This window comes from Halobaculum rarum, from assembly GCF_040025155.1.
Classification (GTDB): domain Archaea; phylum Halobacteriota; class Halobacteria; order Halobacteriales; family Haloferacaceae; genus Halobaculum; species Halobaculum rarum.
Map to the genome: position 1 here is coordinate 36,857 of NZ_CP157275.1, position 17,369 is coordinate 54,225.

Here is a 17,369-nt window from a genome sequence, read left to right on the forward strand (position 1 = left end):
GCTCAGTCACCCCCCGCGTACGGCGACAGTTCCTCGACGACCGCGCCCAGCGCCTCCGGGTCCGCCGGGTCCACCTCGGTCGCCTCCCGTTCGGCGGGCGCCCGCGGGATCGGGTCGACCGAGGAGACGATGGTCGGCGACCCGTCAAGGCCGACGTAGTCGGGGTCGAGGTTCAGGTCCTCGTGGTCCACGTACGTGACGTGGTCGTCGATGTCGGCGGCGCGCTCGCGTGCCTCGGCCCGGAGTCGTTTCCGTTCGAGTCGGTGGCGGGCCGTCCGGTACGTCGGCTCGAACTCGGGGTCGGCGACGACGAACGCCGGCAGCGACGTCTCGACCGTCTCGATCTCCTCGATGTCGCCCTCGACCAGCCGCTTGGCGCGCAGCGTCCGCTCATCGGGGTCGATGTCGAGCGCGACCACGTGGGTGACGACGGGCATGTCGAGCCCCCAGCAGGTCTGTGGGCCGGTGTGACCCGTCTCCCCGTCGGCCGTCTTGAACCCCGCGAACACGAGGTCCGGTTCGCCGAGGTGTTCGATCGCCGTCGCGAGCGTGATGGCCGTCGCCCACGTGTCGGCTGCCGCGAACTCCTTGTCGGAGACGAGATAGCAGTCGTCGGCGTACACCGACTCCATCGCCTCGCGAAGCACGTCCTCGTACCCGGGCGGCCCCATGCTCATCACGCTCACGTGGCCCCCATGCCGGACGCGAGTTTGGAGCGCCGCCCGGAGCGCGTGTTCGTCGTTCGGATTCATCACCGTCGGCGTGTTCCCCCGCTCCAGGTGGCCGTCCTCGTCGAACGAGACCTTCCCCTCGCGGAAGTCGGGAACTCCCTTCGTCAGTACGATCGTGTCCATTGGTACCACCTACCTACCTAATGTCATCCGTACATGATATAACGTTTCCTCCCGCCGACGGCCCAGCGCGGGTGGTCGCTGGAGAGTTCACGCAGCCGCGACGCTCACCGTGGTCCGGTGTCGTCCGGACCCGTCCGTCGCCGTCAGTCGGACCGGATACCTCGCTCGACCCCGGCCCTGCGGGCGCTCAGAGGCGACCCGCCCGGCCGGCGTCCACGTCGATAGCGTCCACGGGACAGACGTCGACGCAGATCATACAGTCGATGCACTGGTCCTCGTTGGCCGGGTCGGCCTTCAGTTCGCTCTCCGGGTGATCGGGGGCGTCGACCCACTCGAACACGTCGACCGGACAGTCCTCCAGACACGCGCCGTCGGCCAAACAGATGTCGAAGTCGACGGCGACGTGCGTGCCGTGGATGCCCAGTTTCTCGGGCTCCTCGACTGGTCCCCACACCGCGTGGCCCTCGTGGTCGTCGACCTGCTCGCGGTTCTCCTCGAAGCTCGGATCGATGGGCATTGCTATCGAGTGACATTATCGCATGGGGACTTAAACGTGGGTGTCGGCACCGACGCCGACGACGGAAAGACCCAATCCCGGCCGCCGGAAATCGGGGGTATGGACCTCGCCGCCCTCGCAGCGCGCCTCCGCGCGGAGGCGCGCCGGACGAACCAGCGACGCCTGCTCGTGCTCCACGGCGAGCGCGACGACTGCCTCGACGCGGCCTTCACCGCTATCGAGGCCGCCGGGATCGCCGCCGACGAGGCGACGCTACTGTCGACGCGCGAGGGAGTCCGCTTCGAGCGCCACCGACCCAAACACGCCTCGCGGCTGCTCGGGACGACCCGCGAGGCCGTGATCCTCGACGCGTTCGCGGAGTTCTCGCCTAACGCCGTCGGCCAGTCGGTCGGCGCCGTCGACGGCGGCGGGCTGTCCGTCCTGATCGCGCCGCCGCTCGACGAGTGGCCGGACCGCCGCGACGAGTTCGACGAGTCGCTCGCGGTGCCGCCGTTCGGCCTCGACGACGTGTCGGGACGCTTCCGGACGCGACTCGTCGACACGCTCCGGACGCACCCGGGCGTCGCGATCGTCGCGGTCGGCCCCGAGGACGCCGGCGACACCGACGGCGCCGATGACAGTGGCCCCGACGAGATCGAACGCGACGGCCTGACCGGCGACGAGGCGCCCCCGCCGGAGCCCGGACCGGCGACGCCGGCCAGCTCCGAGTTCCCCGCCGTCGCCTACGAGTCGTGCCTCACTCGCGATCAGTCGCGCGCGCTCTCGTCGCTGGAGCGGCTTCGCACGCCGGGCTCGGCCGTCGTGGTCGAGGCGGACCGCGGACGCGGGAAGTCGAGCGCCGCCGGCCTCGCCGCGGCGTCGCTCGCAGCGGCCGGCCGCGACGTGCTCGTCACGGCCCCGTCGTTCTCCGGCGCGAGCGCGCTGTTCGAGCGTGCCCGTGCCCTGATCGCAGACATCGATGCACACGTCTCGGTCGACGAGGAACGACGGATCGAGGTCGGGTCATCGGAGACCGGAGCGTCCGAGGACGCGACCGGCCGAGGCCGGATCCGCTATCTCCCGCCGGCGGCGGCGGCCGCCGCCGTCGGCGACGCGGACGTCGCGATCGTCGACGAGGCCGCCGCGCTCCCGGTCCGCGTGCTCGCGGACCTGCTCGCGGCGCCCGCGGCGGCGTTCGTCACGACCGTCCACGGCTACGAGGGCGCCGGGCGCGGCTTCTCGGTCCGCTTTCGCGATCATCTCGACGGGTCGGACCGCCGCGTGACCGACGTACGGATGGACGACCCGATCCGGTACGCCCGCGGCGATCCCGTCGAGGGGTGGGCGTTCCGCGCGCTCATGCTCGACGCCCGGCCCGCCGTCGACGCCGCGGTGGAGGACGCGGTGCCCGACACCGCCGACTACCGCGCCGTCGACGCGGACGACCTACTCGCCGACGAGCACCTGTTGTCGGAAGCGTTCGGGCTGCTCGTGCTCGCGCACTATCGCACCGAGCCGGACGACCTCGCGCGCCTGCTCGACGCGCCGAACCTCTCCGTGCGGGCGCTGACACACGAGGGGCACGTCGTCTCGGTCGCGCTGCTCGCGCGCGAGGGCGGGCTCGACGCGGCGACGCGGGAGGCGATGTACGACGGCGAGCGCGTCCGGGGCAACATGCTCCCGGACGTGCTGACGAGCCAGCTTCGCGACCCGGACGCGGCCGCGCCGACGGGGCTGCGGGTCATGCGTATCGCGACGCACCACGCCGTGCGGAGCCGCGGGCTCGGCTCGAAGCTGCTCGGCGAGATCGCTGACGAGGGTGGCGACGACGTGGACTACCTCGGCACCGGTTTCGGTGCGACACCCGAGATACTCGACTTCTGGGCCGAAAACGGCTACCGGACGGTTCACCTCGCGACCACGCGCAACGCCGCCAGCGGCGAGCACTCGGCGCTCATGGTGAACCCGACGAGCGACGACGGACGGGCGCTCGCGGGTCGACACGCGCGCTGGTTCCGCGAGCGGATCGGCGACGTCCTCTCGGACGCGCTGCGCGATCTCGATCCGGACGTGGTCCGCGCGGCGCTGTCCGCCTGCGACGCCGCAGGCGCCGCCGCTGTCGACATCTCCGAGTACGAGTGGCGTCTGACCGTCGCCGCGGCGTACGGGGCCGGCCTCGCGGACGCGGCGCCGCGGCCGGTCCGTCGGCTCGCGCTCGCACACCTGATCGATCGCGAGGCGGACCTCGGCGTTCGCGAGGAGCGTCTGCTCGTCCGGAAGATGCTGCAGGCGGGTGAGTGGGAGCGCGTCGCCGACGAACTCGGCTACGTCTCGACCGCCGAATGCATGCGAGATCTCGGCCGTGCCCTCCAGCCGCTGGTGGACCGCTACGGGGACGAGGCGGCGTTCGCCGAGCGCGACCGGTACGAGTAGCGCAGTGGTTGTCGAGGGCTCGCGGGAACTTATCCCCGCAGACCGCCAGACGTGATCTATGGTCGACCTCGTCATGCTCCTCGCGGTCGCGCTGCTCGTTGCCGGCGTCGTGGGGAGCGTCGTGCCCCTGGTCCCGGCGGGACCGCTCTCGGCCGCCGGCGTCCTCGTCTACTACTTCCTCGCGCCGCCGTCGGCGCCCTCGCTGGGGGTCGGCTGGGTCATCGTGTTCGTGCTCGTCGGGCTGGTCGCGTTCGCCGTCGAGCACCTCGGCGGCGCGCTCGCCTCGAAGGCCGGCGGCGCCGAGACGACGACGATGGTGCTCGCGGGCGTCGCGTCGCTCGCGCTGTTCTTCGTGCTCGGCCCGCTCGGCATCCTCGTCGGCACCGCCGTCGCCGTGCTGGGCGCCGAACTGTACGCCGGAAAGGAGCCGGTGGCAGCCGTCCGAGCCGCCGGCTACACGGTCGCCGGAATGCTCGCCTCGTCGGTCGCCCAACTCGCGTTGACGCTGTCGATCCTCGCCGGGTTCGTCGCGGTCGTGTTCGTTCTGTGAGGACGAACCCACCCTCGCGCTGTTCGATCCCCGGCGAGAGCGTCCCTTTGGACCGACGGCCGGGACCCCGACGGTGCCGATTCCAGCGGACTCAGCGCCGCGACTCGACGCCGAGCAGGTCTCGCGCCTCCGCCGGCGACGCGACGGGGCGACCCAGTTCCTCGGCGATCCGGGCCGCCCGCGCCACGAGCGCCTCGTTGGTCGCCAACTCTCCCTTTCGAAGGTAGCTGTTGTCCTCCAGCCCGACCCGGACGTGCCCGCCGAGGATCAGCGACTGCGTCGTCAGCGGGAGCTGATGCGGGCCGAACCCGATGACGTTGAACTCCGCGCCCGCGGGAAGCTGGTCGACCATCCGCTGGAGGTTCGCCGGCGACGGCGGCGCGAGCGTCCCCGGCCCGAAGATGAGGTTGAGGTACGGGGGGTCGGCGAGATCGTCGAGGATCCGGAACGCCTCGTTGAGGTGCCCGTTGTTGAACACCTCCAGCTCCGGCTTGATCCCCCGCTCGCGCATCTCCGCGTGGAGGCCGTCGATGGTGTCGCGGGTGTTCTCGCTCGTCAGGCGCCGGCCGCGGTTCATCGGTCCCATGTCGAGGCTCGCCATCTCGGGGGCGGGGTCCGTCCGCAGCGGCTCCGCGCGGAGGGCGTCCGGCGCGGCGGTGCCGCCCGTCGAGTGTTGGACGATCACGTCCTCGGTCGCGCCGCGGACGGCGTCGGTCACCGCCTGAAAGCGCTCGGTCGAAAAGGCGCGCTCGCCGTTCTCGCGGCGGGCGTGCAGGTGGACGACGGCGGCGCCGGTTTCCTCGACCGCCGCGGCCGCCTCGGCGATCTCTGCCGGCGTCTCCGGGAGGTCCGGGTGCGCCTCCTTCCCCTGAATCCCGCCCGTGAGCGCCGCCGTGATCACGACCGGTTTGCCGTCGAGGTACTCCTCGTAGGTCATTCGTCCCAATCCAGTCCCGCGTGCTCGCGGAAGATCTCGCAGTCAGATTTCGGGTCCAGTCCGTAGCGCTCGTTGCAGATGTCGGCGTGCACCGGCTGGACGAACTCGTCGGCGATCGCACAGAAGGCGCGGGCGGTGTCGAACGCCCGGTCGCCGTCCGATTCGCGGTATTCGAGGTGTGGACAGGCCATATGCGACGCACGGCACCCGGCGTCATCAAAGCGCGCGTCGGTGACGCCGGCGTCACCGGGCAGCCGACGACGACCCGAACCGGCTAGCACTCCGGTCGCTCACCCCAACACGACGCCCTCGAACCCGCCGGTGAGTACGACCTCGTCGCCGTCGCGGTAACAGACGATGTCCGCCTCGACCGCCGCGCGGTCGTCATCACCGTCGCCGTCGCGGTCGACGGACTCGACAGTGACCTCGCACCCGATCCGCTGGCCGGTGTAGACGGGCCGGTGGAAGTCGAACGTCATCGTCCGCGCGAGCACGTCGAGATCGCCGCCGATCTTCGTCGGCATCGTCGCCGTCAACAGTCCGTGGACGAGTAGTCGGCCGTTCTCGTCCGGAACCTCGTGGTGCTCGCCGCGGTCCTCCGAGAGGTCGGCGAACGCCTCCACCTCCTCGACGGTGAAGGTTCGCTCGTATCGTAGCGTCGTCCCCGGTGACGGCAGGTCGTCGGGATCCATGCTCGTCGCATCGGACGCCCGTGGTTTGGGCGTGTCGCCGCCGTCCGACGGACCGACCGTCGGCGACGATGGGGCCGACGGGACCCGTCGGTTAGGGGACGACCGCCTTCACGTCCCCCTCGCCAGCGCGGTTCACGACCGCGCGAACGGGGTCGCGGACGCCCGCGAGGTTGTCGCTGTCGCCGTCGAGGACGACCAGGCTGGCGGGACGGCCCTCCGCGAGCACGCCACAGTCGAGGCCCGCGACCTCGGCGGCGTTCGCGGTCGCCATCCGCAGCACCTCGACCGCGGAGGCGTCGGTGAGCTTGGCGGCGAACTCCATCTCGCGGAACATCGAGGGGCTGTTGAGCATCACGTTGTCCGTCCCGAGCGCGACGGTCGTGCGGTCGAGCAGCTCGCGGACGGGCGGCACGCCGACGCCCGTGACGAGGTTGGAGCGCGGGCAGACGACGACCGGCCACTGTGCGTCCGCGAGGCGGTCGAGGTGGGTCTCGTCCGGGTGGACCATGTGGACGATGTGGTCCGGGTCGAGATCCATCGCCGCCCCGACGTCGAGCGAGTCGCGCTCGCCGGCGTGGATTCCGAACAGCTTCCCCGCCCGGCGGGTGGCGTTTCGCTCGGCGTCGAAGTCGGCGTCGCGGGCGCCGCTGGCGCCGAATCCGGCGGCGAACGGGTGCTCCATCGCGTCGACCGTCTCGCGGCCGAGCACGACCGACTCGACCGGGAGGCCGTCGACCGCGGCCTCGATCGCCTCGACGCCGGCGACGCCGCCCTCGCGGAACTCCACGTGTGCGGTCGTCCCCGTCGCATGCATGTACCGAAGCGAGCGGCGCATCGCCGCGACCTTCTCCTCGGCGGGCGTGTCACGGAGGATCCGGTGTTTCAGTCCGTCCGGCGGCGCGACGAGTTCGTCGAGGTCGAGCCCGCGGCCGGCCTCCTTCGCGACGGAGTCGCCGATGTGCGTGTGGGCGTTGACGAACGCAGGGCAGACGATGTCGTCGCTGGCGACGGAGGCTTCCTCTATCGCCGCGATCGTTCCGTCCTCGACGACGAGGCGACCCTCGACGGCCTCGAAGTCGCGGCCGACGAGGATCGTCCCCTCGTAGGTAGTGACGCCCGCGGCGTCTGCGGCCTCCTCGTAGGTAGTGACGCCCGCGGCGTCTGCGGCCTCCTCGTCGGTCGATCGCCCGTCATCGCGGTTCATTCGCTCGCCCCCGCGGCGTCCGTCTCGAACTCGTCGAGCGTCGCGTGGACGCGCTGGCGCACGTCCGAGACGAGGGTCCCCTCGATGTCGAGCCCGAGCACGTCGACGGCCGCCTTCCCGACGCGGTCGGTTGCATCGGCGACGGTGTACACGCCCATGCGCCACTGCTGTTCCTGGGCGGTTCGCAGGGCGGTCACGAGCGGCGAGTGGTCGCCGAGCCGACGGACTTCGCCGCCGACGAGCACCTCCGAGGTCGACTCCGCCATCGACGGCTCCGCCGGCACGTCGAGGACGATCTCCGACGCGTCGACCGCGGCGCGCTCGGCGATATCGGCTTCCAGCTCCCGGACCGTCCCGTGGTCAGCCTCACGAAGCGCGGCGGGCGTGTCGTCGTACTCGGCCCAGACGGCGCGTTTGAACAGGTCTCGACGATCATACCGGTCGGCGAACGTCTCTGTTTCCGGTGTCATCCGCAGCGCGCTGATCAGGTCGTAGTCGTCCATCCGACGGACGCTGTCGGCGGAAATGTCCGGCGTCGCGATCAGGCGCTCGGTCGCCCGGCGGAGCATCGCCTTCGAGATCCGCGCGACTGGATGGGCGTACACGGTCGGCGTCATCAACGCGCGCGCCATCAACAGCGACTCTGCGGTCTGGACGTTTCCCTCGTCGAGCACGAGGTCGCCGTCGGCGAACGTCAGCTCGCGGACGAGGCGCTCGTGGTCGATAGTGCCGTAGGGGACGCCGGTGTGGTGGGCGTCGCGCACCAGATAATCCATCCGGTCCACGTCGAGCTCGCCGGAGACCAACTGGCCGTACTGCCCCTCGCCGGCGATGAGTCCCGCGATCCGCTCGGGGTCGAGGTCGTGGTCGAGGAGCACCTCGCCGACCTCGGTGTCGACGAGCAGGTCCGTCACGTCGTCGTGGTACAGGCCGGTGTGGCGGTGGATCAGTTCCTCGACGTTGTGCGAGAACGGCGCGTGGCCGATGTCGTGCAGCAGCGCGGCCGCGCGGACGCGCTCCGCCTCGACACCCCCGACACCCAGCGAGTCGAGCGCGCGGTCGGCGAGGTGGTACACCCCCAGCGAGTGCTCGAAGCGGGTGTGGTTCGCGGAGGGATACACCAGCTTCACCGTCCCGAGTTGGGCGACCCGGCGGAGCCGCTGGACCGGCCCCGTATCGAGGAGATCCTCGGCGACCCCGTCCACGGAGATGTGGTCGTGGACGGAGTCCTTGATGGTCGTCATTGCGCCGGGGTTCGCCGGCATCGTTGATAAACTGTGGGCGACGCGGTCGGCGACGACCCGACCGAACCGCGTGCGGTGACGGCCGGCGGTCGTTCTCGAGTCAGTCCCGGATCGGCCCCGCCCGGACGCCGAGCACGTCCTCGGCCGCGGCCGCGACGGCGTCGGTGTGCTCGGCGGGCGCGTACACGCCCATCCGCCAGCCGGCGCGCTGGGCCGCCCGCAGCCCCGAGACGAGTTCGGAGGCGTCCTCGAGCCGCTGCGGGACGCCGTCGACGACGACGCGACTACCGGCCTCCGTGAACGTCGGCCGGCTGGGGACCTCAACGATCACCTCGTGGTCGTCGACGCCGGCGAGGTCGGCGATATCGCGCTCGGCCGCGCGCTCGTCGCCGTGACCGAGTTCGACCACGTCCGCCGGCGTTCCCGACAGGTCCGTCCAGACCGCTCGCTTGTACAGATCGCGGTACTCGATCCGTTCGCCGAGCGCGGGGACGTGCTCGCGCAGCGCGACGAGCAGATCGTGGTCGGCCATCCGACGGAACCGATCCACGCCGATCCCGGCGTCGGATTCGAGCAGCTGTTCGGAGGCCCGCTCCAGCATCGCGCCGGCGACGCGGGAGACGTGGTGGCGATAGACGGTCGCGTCCATCAGGGCCCTCGCGAGCAGCAGCGACTCGGCCGTCTGGACGTTACCTTCAGCGAGCACGAGCGAGCCGTCCCGGTAGGTGAGCTCGCGGATCAGCCGCTCGTGGTCGATGGTGCCGTAGGGGACGCCGGTGTGGTGGGCGTCGCGCACCAGGTAGTCCATCCGGTCCACGTCGAGTTCGCCGGAGACGAGCTGTCCCAGCTCGCCCTCCCCGCGGACGATCGCGGCGACGCGGTCGATCGAGAGCCCGTGCTCGCGGAGCACCTCGCCCGCGTCGGTATCGCCGAGGAGATCGCCGAGTTCGTCGTGATCGACGCCGGTGCGCCGGCGGATCACCTCTTCGGTCTGGTGGCCATACGGACCGTGACCCACGTCGTGAAGCAGGGCGGCGGCTCTGAGATGGCGTGCACGCTCGCCGTCGACGCCGAGATATTCGAGCGCACGGTCGGCGAGATGATACACGCCCAGCGAGTGCTCGAAGCGGGTGTGGGAGGCGGAGGGGTAGACGAGTCGGACGGTGGAGAGCTGCTTGATATGGCGCAGCCGCTGGAGGGTCCGCGTGTCGAGGAGGTCCTGCGCGACGGGGTCGAGGGTGATGTAGTCGTGGACGCTGTCCTTGATCGCCTTCATGCTGGATCGGTGGTGTGCGTGTCGCGTGTAGTGCTGTCGGTGTGGCGTGTGGGGCCGCGACGGCGCCGATGGTTGGCTCCGATCAGATCGGCACGCCCGGCTCCTCGTAGTCAGTCCCGAGGATCACCATCGTCTGCGACCGGTCGAACCCGTCCATCGTCGCGATCTGGCCGAACATCAGATCCCGCAGATCGTCGGTCGACTCGGCGTACACGCGCATCATCACGTCGTACTCGCCGGTCGTGAGGTGAACCTCGCGGACGCCTTCCACCGCCCGAAGCGTTTCGAGCGCCTCCTCCTCGTGTCCCTGCTGCACTCGCAGCCCGACGAACGCGGAGACGCCGTAGCCGAGCGCCTTCGGGTCGACCTCCGCGCGGTAACCCCGCAGTACGCCCGCCTCCTCCATGCGCGAGACGCGGTCGTGGACCGTCGCGCTCGACATGTCGATGCGGCGCGCGACCTCGCTGAACGGCGTCCGCGCGTCCTCCTGAAGGATTCGGAGGATATCCCGGTCGGTGTCGTCGAGTTCCATAGCGGGTTCTGCCGCCTCGGCACCTTTGCGGTTTGGGTTCCCGTGACGGAGGCTTCTTTATGTTGTACTGCCACAGCCTCGATACGACGTATGGCAGGGGTGGATCGGGGACAAAGCGAGATCATCGGGACGGTCCTCCTTACGGCGGTGTTGGTGATCGCGATGACCGGCATCGGGGTCGCCGTTCTCGGGTACCAAACCAGCCAGATCCAGTCTACTGAGCGCCCCGCTTCCTTCGAGACGACGCTGGAGTCGGACCGGCTTACACTCACGCACAGGGGCGGGACCGAGTACCCCCTTTCAGACCTTCTTCTCGTCCTTCGACAAGGCGACACTACGGTCCGCTACAACCTGGGAGACCCCACTGATCGCGAGGCTAGTGAGTTGGACGGAAATGCCGTGTTTGCCGGTGGCGAGTCGATCACGGTCTCACAGTCGTTCGTGGGCGACGTGCAGATCCGCCTCATCGACACGTCCACGAACGGCTACATCCTCTATGACGAGACGAAGACGATCGCTTCGACAGAGGTTGCCGTCGCGCCGACGATCGAGACGTTCGAGGTCAACGACACCAGCGTCGATGGGGACGCCTCCTTCGAGGTGACGTGGAACGCCACCGACCCGCAAGGCGATATTACGGAGGTAACGGTCGAACTCATCTCGGATGAGACGGTTGTGGACACGGCCACCACGTCGTTCTCACAGGTTGCCTCCACCGGCACGATCACGGATCCACTCTCGAATGCGAGCGGTGGCGGGCAGGTGTATACGATCCGTCTCACGGTCACCGATGCATTCGGCAACACCGCCAGCTCCAGTAAAGTCGATACTGCAGACAGCGACATCGGGCTGCGCCCACCAGAAATCGAGACGTTCCAGGCAACCGATACCAGTGCGGGTGGTGAAGTCTCGTATGAGTACACGTACAACGTCTCCGACCCCGATGGCGATCTCGTCGAAGTGTCGCTGGAACTCATCAAGGAGAGCTCCGGTGCCGTCCTCGACAACGTGACCGATACCTACGGCGAGGTGAACACCACGGGCACCCGGACGGGAACTCTCACCGACCCCGCCGGCAGCAAGAACGACAACGAGGAGTACCGGATCAACATCACGGCGAGTGATTTAGATGGCAACGACGTGACCGCCACTACCGTCGATGTCGCCGACGGCGACGGCACCTCGGGCGGGACGGGTTCACCTCCGACCATCGACAACTTGAGCGTGCGTGACACGACAGTCACGTTACAGCAGGGGAATAACGCTAACGTGTCATTCGAGGTGACGTGGCGTGCAAGTGACGCTGACGGGAACCTGGCGAACGCGACGCTCCAGTTGTTAAGTAAGAACGGAAAGCAGGTGTTGGATACGATCACCTACTCTAGCGGGTCGTTCTCCAGCGGGAGTGACACCGGCGAGCTCACTGGAACGCTCCGCGAGCCAAATGGGAAACAAGATCAGTACATCATTCGACTCGTCGTTTCAGACGACGAGGGGAAGACCGATACGCAGTCGGAACCGCATGTGGCTGACGGTGACGACAACGGCGATCCCCCATAGGTTCACGCCGGAATGTCGACGAAGTACGTCCCGCGCTCGCCATTGGCGAACACCAAGTCGATGACAAAGAAGTCGTCCTGGGAGAACTTCTCGCCGCCCGTATTTCTGATCGTGAGCGTGGTTTCGGTCTCGTTGCCGGGGAACCAGATCTCGGGGTCGAGCACGACGTTCGGTCCGAGAATCTCGAGTTGTGCGACGGTGTCGCCGTTCTGGTCGATGAGGTCCAACGGCCCAATGTCGCCGCCTGTGTCGCTGGGATTGTTGTAGAACGAAATCCGTGCTTCGGTGACGTTCGTGTCGCGGCTGGCGGTATTGTTGAATGTCACCTCCACCACGTCATTCGAGGGGCGCGCGAATCCGGTGATCGCCACATCGTTCGGGCCGATCGGATTGATCTCGACACCGCCAGCACCACGCGCACCGCCTGGCGGCGCGTCATTCAGCCCGACCGGTGCACAGTTCACTTCGATATCGCCGGCGCCGTCGATCGTGAGATTTCCATCGCTGACCGTCACGTTCTCGGGGTCGACATCCTCCTCAAGGAGTTGTTCCCATGTCTCCTCGCTCAGGCTCGTCGGGGTAGTCACGGTCGCTCCCTGGACTTCTCGGGTGCGCGTGAGCCCCGGGGTGGGTTCGACGGAAACGCTGGTACGTCCGGACTCGCTGAACGATGTGTTCAACGGATTGATGTTGACCGTGTCGCCCCGGACGAGTTGCTCGTCGGTCAGCACGATGTTTTGCCCGCTGAAGTTCAGATACAGGACTGTATTCTCATACACGAGCGTCGGATGGTCTCGATATTCGTTGTACCCCGGCGTGTACTCCAAGGTGCGCGTTTGGATCGGTGCGCCTGTCGGGCAGATCCCCGTAACCGCGGTGCCTGTCCCGTCAACGACGGTGACGGGCTGAGGCGGGCCTGTTCTCAGCGACCCGCTGACTGGCGGTGGATTGATGGCGAGGATCCGCGTCGGGTATGAGGTTCCGAGTTGGACGGTGGCGAACGTCGTAGTACCCTGCGTGTCGGCCTCCAGGATAGCATTCCGGAGCTCGAGCATATCCGTTTGCACCTCGAGGCTGTGGTCGAACTCTACCTGTTCGTTCTCCAGCGGGACGATCTGCGCTTGGTACATCGCTAACAACACCACTAGAAACCCAAAGAGGATCGTCGCCCCGATCAACGTGGAGACGCCACGGTCGGTTGATCCAGAAGACACGGTCTCTTGGTATACCCGTTGGACATCCTCTTATGTTGCTCGATACGTTCTACCGGATTGACACGCCGGATTCGGTGCCGAGGTGGGCAGTGTCTGGCCGGCGTTGCGTGTGAAGCTCATGGCGGTCCGTTTCTCGTTCGAGCACAGTCGTCACCGGGGCTGGTGTGCAGTCGAACAATGGGTAGTCGACGAATTCTGACGACAGTGGCCCGGGCGGAGTTGCTCTCTCCGTGACCGGCGCCGGATCGATCCGGACGCTACTCCCCAGCCACCGACCGGACCGCCCGCGCGGCCGCGAGCGCCTCCTCGTGCACGCCGCCGTTCGAGGCGACCAGTCCCGACGAGTCGTGGCGCCACGGGTCGCCGTCGAGATCCGTCACCGTCCCGCCGGCCGTCCGGACCATGTGGACGCCGGCGACCGTGTCCCAGGGGTTGCAGTCGACGTTCGTGATCGTCGCGTCGAGCGCGCCCTCGGCGACCATCGCGAGCGTCACCTGCGCCGAGCCGAACCGTCGCATGTCGCCGAAGCGTTCGACGATCTCGGCGCACGCGCGGGCGTACTCGTCGCGGGCATCGAAGTCCCACCAGACCGTCGGCGTCGCCGCCGCGGTCTCCGGATCCGTCCGGTCGCTGACGGTCACGCGCGTTCCGTTGCGGTACGTCGCGTCGGCGTCGGCGACGTACACGTCGTCCATCGCGGGCAGCGCGTTCGCGGCCGCGACGGGCTCGCCGTCGACGACGGCGGCGACGGCCGTCGCGAACGCCCTGATGTCGCGGACGTAGTTGTTCGTCCCGTCGATGGGGTCGATCACCCAGGCGGCGCCGGTGTCCGGTACCGCCTTCAGCTCGTCCTCCTCCTCGCCGACGATCGCGTCGTCCGGAAACGTCTCGCGGATCCGCTCGATGACGGCCCGCTGCCCCGCCCGGTCCGCCTCGGTCACCACGTCCGTCTTCCCGTCCTTGTGCTCCACATCGATGTCGTCGCGGAACCGCCCGTCCACGACGGCCGCCCCCGCCCGCGCGGCCGCCTCCGCGACCGCCGTCCGATCGGCCTCTTCGACGGATCCCTGCGCTGTCATGCGCACTCTCTCGGATACCAGCCCGGAATAGCCGTCGGTTCCGGACGGCGCGTCAGTTCCGGATAGCGGGTTGCCGCCGCGACTGAGGACCCGGAGCACCGACTGGCGCGCGGCTGCAGGGTCGCTTCCCCCGCGGGAGTTTTATTCTCACGTGTAGCAACCTCCTGAACGTGCCCGACGACGACGAGGACGAGGCGCGCGACACGACCCGCCTTCCGGCGCCCGCGGATCCGGGCGATCATCCGGCGGACGTCGAGTCGGTGCTCACGCAGTTAGTCGAGTCGGCTCGCGTCGCCGTCCGCGAGGGACGTCCCGAGGACGCCGTCGCCGCCGTCGAGACGGTTCGAACCCTCGCTCGAACCAAGCTGTCCGACGACGAGCACACGCAACGGCTCGTCCACGGCTGTGATCGCGTCGCCGACCTCGCCGCCGACGATCCTCCCGTCGCGATTGAGTACCTCAACGCGATGCGCAGACGACTTCCGTGAGATGCGCGTGGGGCCGGATCGACAACTCGAGCGCGAGTAGCGCTTCGGATTCAACCGGCGATATCGGCCGTGAGCGGCCGCGAGGACTGTTTACTCGAATACGACTCAGACCGAACTTAAGGCGCAGTACGTGGACGTATCGTGTATGCGCCCAGGCGAGGCGGTCAGACAGATCGAGTACGTCATCGACGCGACGACGACGGACGGCGGCCGACGCTGTGCGGCCGGCTATCGTCCGGCGTTCGAGCGCGTCCACGCCGCCGGGGACGGCGACGACGTCGCCGACCTCGCGACCCTCCTCGGCGACGAGGTTCGCGACGGCGCGCGTCCGGATCCGGCGGCCGCCGGCCGCGTCGCCGACGAACTGCTCGGCGTCGCGACCGACGGCGGAGCGTAACGACACCGCCGACGACAGCGGAGCCCCTTCTCATACCTCGCAGTCGGGAGAGCCACGGCTTCGGGAGTACTGGTGTCGGCTTCGAAGTGAGTTTTGCGAGGGAAGAGCGCTCCGCGAGCGTCTTCCGCATCACGGGGGTGGACCCCGGCGATGCGAGGGAAGGGATTTGAACCCTTGGACCTCTACAGGAGCGGATCTTGAGTCCGCCGCCGTTTCCGAGCTTGGCTACCCTCGCACGCAGTTCCGGGGACGATTCCCCGGCGGGTTAATGCTCCGATTTTCGACGGGGGCCGACGCGTCAGCGTCCCCGCCGCGGTGCGGACCCCGCCTGCCGCAGCGACATGTACAACACGGTCCCGAACGAGCCCAAGAGGAGTCCGAACTCCACCCCGTCGGGGCTCCCGCCGTCGCCCGCGAGAAACAGGAGGAAACTCGCGCCCGCGGCGGCGAGCGCGAGCGCGTACAGCACGGCCGGGCGCGCCCCCGGGTCGCTCAGCACGCGCCACGTCCGGACCGCGTCGTGTCGGGCTCGTCTGCCGACCGACCGCACCCACGCCGCCACTCGTCGCAGTAGAGCCATCAGGTACGCGTCCCTCGGCGCCGACGACGTAAAACCGTTCGTCGGGTTCCACGCCCGCGGCGATACACCGTCCCGATCGATGGTCCGTCGCGGCGATGGTGTTACGACCGTCGCGCGCGGATCCGACGACATGGACGACCACACGCGCGATCTGAGCGTCGCGCCGCCGTTGGGGAACCCGACCGGATGGCGCGCCGACGAGCGCGTCTGGGAGCACGCCACCCTCCGGCGGGCCACCGAACACGGTGTGCGGCTGTTCAACGCCGGCGACTACCACGAGTCGCACGATTGCTTCGAGGACGAGTGGTACAACTACGGCGGCGGCTCGGTCGAGAGCGCGTTCCTCCACGGGATGGTCCAGGTCGCCGCCGGGGCGTACAAGCACGTCGACTTCGAGAACGACGACGGCATGCGCAGCCTCTTCGAGACGGCGCTGCAGTACCTTCACGGGGTTCCGGGCGACTTCTACGGCGTCGCCGTCGACGACGTGCGCGAGACCCTCCGCCGCGCGCTCGAGGACCCGGCCGTCCTCGACGGCTGGGAGATAGCACTCGACGGCCAGCGCGCGACCGCCTACGAGGCGGACTACGAGTACGTCGAGTCGCTGGAGCACTAACTGAGGGGCGGCGTCCTGTTCCGGCTGTCTCGCCCAGATGCCACCCTCAACGGCCGCGACCCCCGCGCTTTTCGCCACGCGGGCGGACCGACCGACATGGACGGATTCGACCTGCTCTGTGATCTCACGGAGTCCCACGGCCCCGTCGGCTTCGAGACGGAACCGCGCGAACTCGTCGTCGACGAACTCGACGGGCACGTCGATCGCCTCCGGACCGACCCCATGGGCAACGTCGTCGGCACCGTCGAGAGCGACGGGGACGGCCCGGAACTCCTGATCGCCGCGCATATGGACGAGATCGGGTTCATGGTTCGCCACGTCGACGACGACGGGTTCGTCCGAGTGAGCCCGCTCGGCGGCTGGAACCCGGAGATCCTCCGCTCGGCCCGGGTCCGAGTCCACGCCGACGCGGGTGAGGATCCGATCGACGGCGTCATCGGCGCGATCCCGGCACACGTCCGCGACACCGAGTCCGAGCAGGACGTCGAGGACGTCGCGATCGACCTCGGCCTCGACGGCGAGACAGCACACGAGCGCGTCGCCGTCGGCGACGTGGTGACGATGCGCGCGCCGACCGAGCGCATCGGCGAATGCGTGAGCGGCAAGGCGCTCGACGACCGCGCGGGCGTGTGGGCGGTGGTCCGGGCGGCCGCCCGGGCCGACCCGGATGCGACGGTCCACTACGTCGCGACCACGCAGGAGGAGGTCGGCCTCCGCGGGGCCGAGGGCGTCGGCGTCGACATCGACCCGGACGTGGCGATCGCGGTCGACGGGACGCTCGAACGGGCAGTCCCCGGCGTCGACGCCGCCGACCGCGTGACGACGCTCGGCGGCGGCGTCGCGATCAAGCGCAAGGACGCGACCGTCGTGCCGACGCCGGCGGTCGTCGATCGGCTGGAGGCGCTCGCGGACGACCGCGGCGTGCCGTTCCAGCGCGAGGTAGCCGCGAACATCGGCACCGACACGGGCGCGCTCCAGACGGCCGCGGGGTCGACGCCGGTCGGCGCCGTCTCGATCCCGGTGCGGTACCACCACTCGACGGTCGAAACCGCCCATGTCGACGACCTCGCGGCGACGGTCGACCTGCTCGTCGCGGTCGCCGAGGCCGGAGCGGCGGGGCTGTGGCCCGGTGGTGCCGACGCCGCGACCGTCGACGGCGACGACCGCCCCTCGAAGTCCTAACGGGACGGCTCCGGAACCGCGCCGCTCAAATGCGT

19 protein-coding genes and 1 tRNA gene are annotated in these 17,369 nt (G+C 69.1%); 7 read left to right on the forward strand and 13 right to left on the reverse strand.

What is annotated here, in order from left to right; all coding sequences use genetic code 11:
* Positions 1 to 2: 2 nt before the first annotated feature.
* Together ABJD39_RS00215 and ABJD39_RS00220 are read right to left on the reverse strand one after the other, a co-directional pair.
* The gene (locus ABJD39_RS00215) at positions 3 to 854 is read right to left on the reverse strand and encodes an electron transfer flavoprotein subunit beta/FixA family protein (RefSeq protein WP_348610534.1); all 852 of its coding nucleotides are present in this window, start codon (positions 852 to 854) and stop codon (positions 3 to 5) included.
* Between the two features lie 187 nt (positions 855 to 1,041).
* Positions 1,042 to 1,371 (reverse strand): 4Fe-4S dicluster domain-containing protein, encoded by a 330-nt coding sequence (locus ABJD39_RS00220; RefSeq protein WP_348610537.1) that lies wholly within the window; start codon positions 1,369 to 1,371, stop codon positions 1,042 to 1,044.
* Between the two features lie 99 nt (positions 1,372 to 1,470).
* Between ABJD39_RS00220 and tmcA the strand changes: the two genes are divergently transcribed.
* A complete protein-coding gene (gene tmcA / locus ABJD39_RS00225; RefSeq protein ID WP_348610539.1) occupies positions 1,471 to 3,783 on the forward strand; it encodes a tRNA(Met) cytidine acetyltransferase TmcA in 2,313 nt (770 codons plus the stop codon).
* A gap of 58 nt (positions 3,784 to 3,841) precedes the next feature.
* The gene (locus ABJD39_RS00230; RefSeq protein WP_348610541.1) at positions 3,842 to 4,333 is read left to right on the forward strand and encodes a DUF456 domain-containing protein; all 492 of its coding nucleotides are present in this window, start codon (positions 3,842 to 3,844) and stop codon (positions 4,331 to 4,333) included.
* Between the two features lie 91 nt (positions 4,334 to 4,424).
* Here ABJD39_RS00230 and ABJD39_RS00235 read toward each other — a convergent pair whose 3' ends face one another.
* From ABJD39_RS00235 to ABJD39_RS00265, 7 genes are all read right to left on the reverse strand, one after another.
* On the reverse strand, positions 4,425 to 5,270 hold the full coding sequence (locus tag ABJD39_RS00235) for a 3-keto-5-aminohexanoate cleavage protein (protein ID WP_348610544.1): 846 nt from the start codon (positions 5,268 to 5,270) through the stop codon (positions 4,425 to 4,427).
* Positions 5,267 to 5,461 carry a hypothetical protein gene (locus ABJD39_RS00240; protein WP_348610546.1) on the reverse strand — a complete coding sequence of 65 codons (195 nt, stop codon included), beginning with the start codon at positions 5,459 to 5,461 and terminating at the stop codon, positions 5,267 to 5,269. The genes ABJD39_RS00235 and ABJD39_RS00240 overlap by 4 nt, the downstream gene beginning before the upstream one ends.
* Positions 5,462 to 5,560: 99 nt before the next feature.
* Entirely contained in the window at positions 5,561 to 5,962 is a 402-nt protein-coding gene (locus ABJD39_RS00245) for a dehydratase (RefSeq protein ID WP_348610549.1), read from the reverse strand.
* 91 nt (positions 5,963 to 6,053) lie between these two features.
* Positions 6,054 to 7,166: an amidohydrolase family protein gene (locus tag ABJD39_RS00250; RefSeq protein WP_348610551.1), complete on the reverse strand. Its 1,113-nt coding sequence runs from the start codon at positions 7,164 to 7,166 to the stop codon at positions 6,054 to 6,056.
* Positions 7,163 to 8,410 (reverse strand): HD domain-containing protein, encoded by a 1,248-nt coding sequence (locus ABJD39_RS00255; protein WP_348610554.1) that lies wholly within the window; start codon positions 8,408 to 8,410, stop codon positions 7,163 to 7,165. The genes ABJD39_RS00250 and ABJD39_RS00255 overlap by 4 nt, the downstream gene beginning before the upstream one ends.
* A gap of 100 nt (positions 8,411 to 8,510) precedes the next feature.
* Positions 8,511 to 9,686, reverse strand: a complete 1,176-nt coding sequence (locus tag ABJD39_RS00260) for an HD domain-containing protein (RefSeq protein ID WP_348610558.1) — start codon at positions 9,684 to 9,686, stop codon at positions 8,511 to 8,513.
* Between the two features lie 82 nt (positions 9,687 to 9,768).
* Positions 9,769 to 10,218 (reverse strand): Lrp/AsnC family transcriptional regulator, encoded by a 450-nt coding sequence (locus ABJD39_RS00265; RefSeq protein WP_348610560.1) that lies wholly within the window; start codon positions 10,216 to 10,218, stop codon positions 9,769 to 9,771.
* A 90-nt stretch (positions 10,219 to 10,308) separates the two neighbouring features.
* On the opposite strand from ABJD39_RS00265, the gene ABJD39_RS00270 reads away from it, so the two are divergent.
* A complete protein-coding gene (locus ABJD39_RS00270) occupies positions 10,309 to 11,778 on the forward strand; it encodes a type IV pilin N-terminal domain-containing protein (RefSeq protein WP_348610563.1) in 1,470 nt (489 codons plus the stop codon).
* Between the two features lie 2 nt (positions 11,779 to 11,780).
* Here the strand turns inward: ABJD39_RS00270 and ABJD39_RS00275 are convergent, their stop codons facing one another.
* Positions 11,781 to 12,908: a hypothetical protein gene (locus tag ABJD39_RS00275; RefSeq protein WP_348610566.1), complete on the reverse strand. Its 1,128-nt coding sequence runs from the start codon at positions 12,906 to 12,908 to the stop codon at positions 11,781 to 11,783.
* Positions 12,909 to 13,249: 341 nt separating this feature from the next.
* Positions 13,250 to 14,071, reverse strand: a complete 822-nt coding sequence (locus ABJD39_RS00280) for an inositol monophosphatase family protein (RefSeq protein WP_348610569.1) — start codon at positions 14,069 to 14,071, stop codon at positions 13,250 to 13,252.
* Positions 14,072 to 14,241: 170 nt separating this feature from the next.
* Between ABJD39_RS00280 and ABJD39_RS00285 the strand changes: the two genes are divergently transcribed.
* Positions 14,242 to 14,559 (forward strand): hypothetical protein, encoded by a 318-nt coding sequence (locus tag ABJD39_RS00285; protein ID WP_348610572.1) that lies wholly within the window; start codon positions 14,242 to 14,244, stop codon positions 14,557 to 14,559.
* 145 nt (positions 14,560 to 14,704) lie between these two features.
* Positions 14,705 to 14,956, forward strand: a complete 252-nt coding sequence (locus tag ABJD39_RS00290; RefSeq protein WP_348610575.1) for a hypothetical protein — start codon at positions 14,705 to 14,707, stop codon at positions 14,954 to 14,956.
* A 151-nt stretch (positions 14,957 to 15,107) separates the two neighbouring features.
* Here the strand turns inward: ABJD39_RS00290 and ABJD39_RS00295 are convergent.
* Together ABJD39_RS00295 and ABJD39_RS00300 are read right to left on the reverse strand one after the other, a co-directional pair.
* A tRNA-Leu gene (locus ABJD39_RS00295) sits at positions 15,108 to 15,191 on the reverse strand.
* A gap of 63 nt (positions 15,192 to 15,254) precedes the next feature.
* Positions 15,255 to 15,536: a hypothetical protein gene (locus ABJD39_RS00300; protein ID WP_348610578.1), complete on the reverse strand. Its 282-nt coding sequence runs from the start codon at positions 15,534 to 15,536 to the stop codon at positions 15,255 to 15,257.
* A 130-nt stretch (positions 15,537 to 15,666) separates the two neighbouring features.
* Here ABJD39_RS00300 and ABJD39_RS00305 point away from each other — a divergent pair, with 130 nt between their 5' ends.
* On the forward strand, positions 15,667 to 16,152 hold the full coding sequence (locus ABJD39_RS00305) for a DUF309 domain-containing protein (protein ID WP_348610581.1): 486 nt from the start codon (positions 15,667 to 15,669) through the stop codon (positions 16,150 to 16,152).
* A 96-nt stretch (positions 16,153 to 16,248) separates the two neighbouring features.
* Entirely contained in the window at positions 16,249 to 17,334 is a 1,086-nt protein-coding gene (locus tag ABJD39_RS00310; RefSeq protein WP_348610584.1) for a M42 family metallopeptidase, read from the forward strand.
* Positions 17,335 to 17,369: the final 35 nt, after the last annotated feature.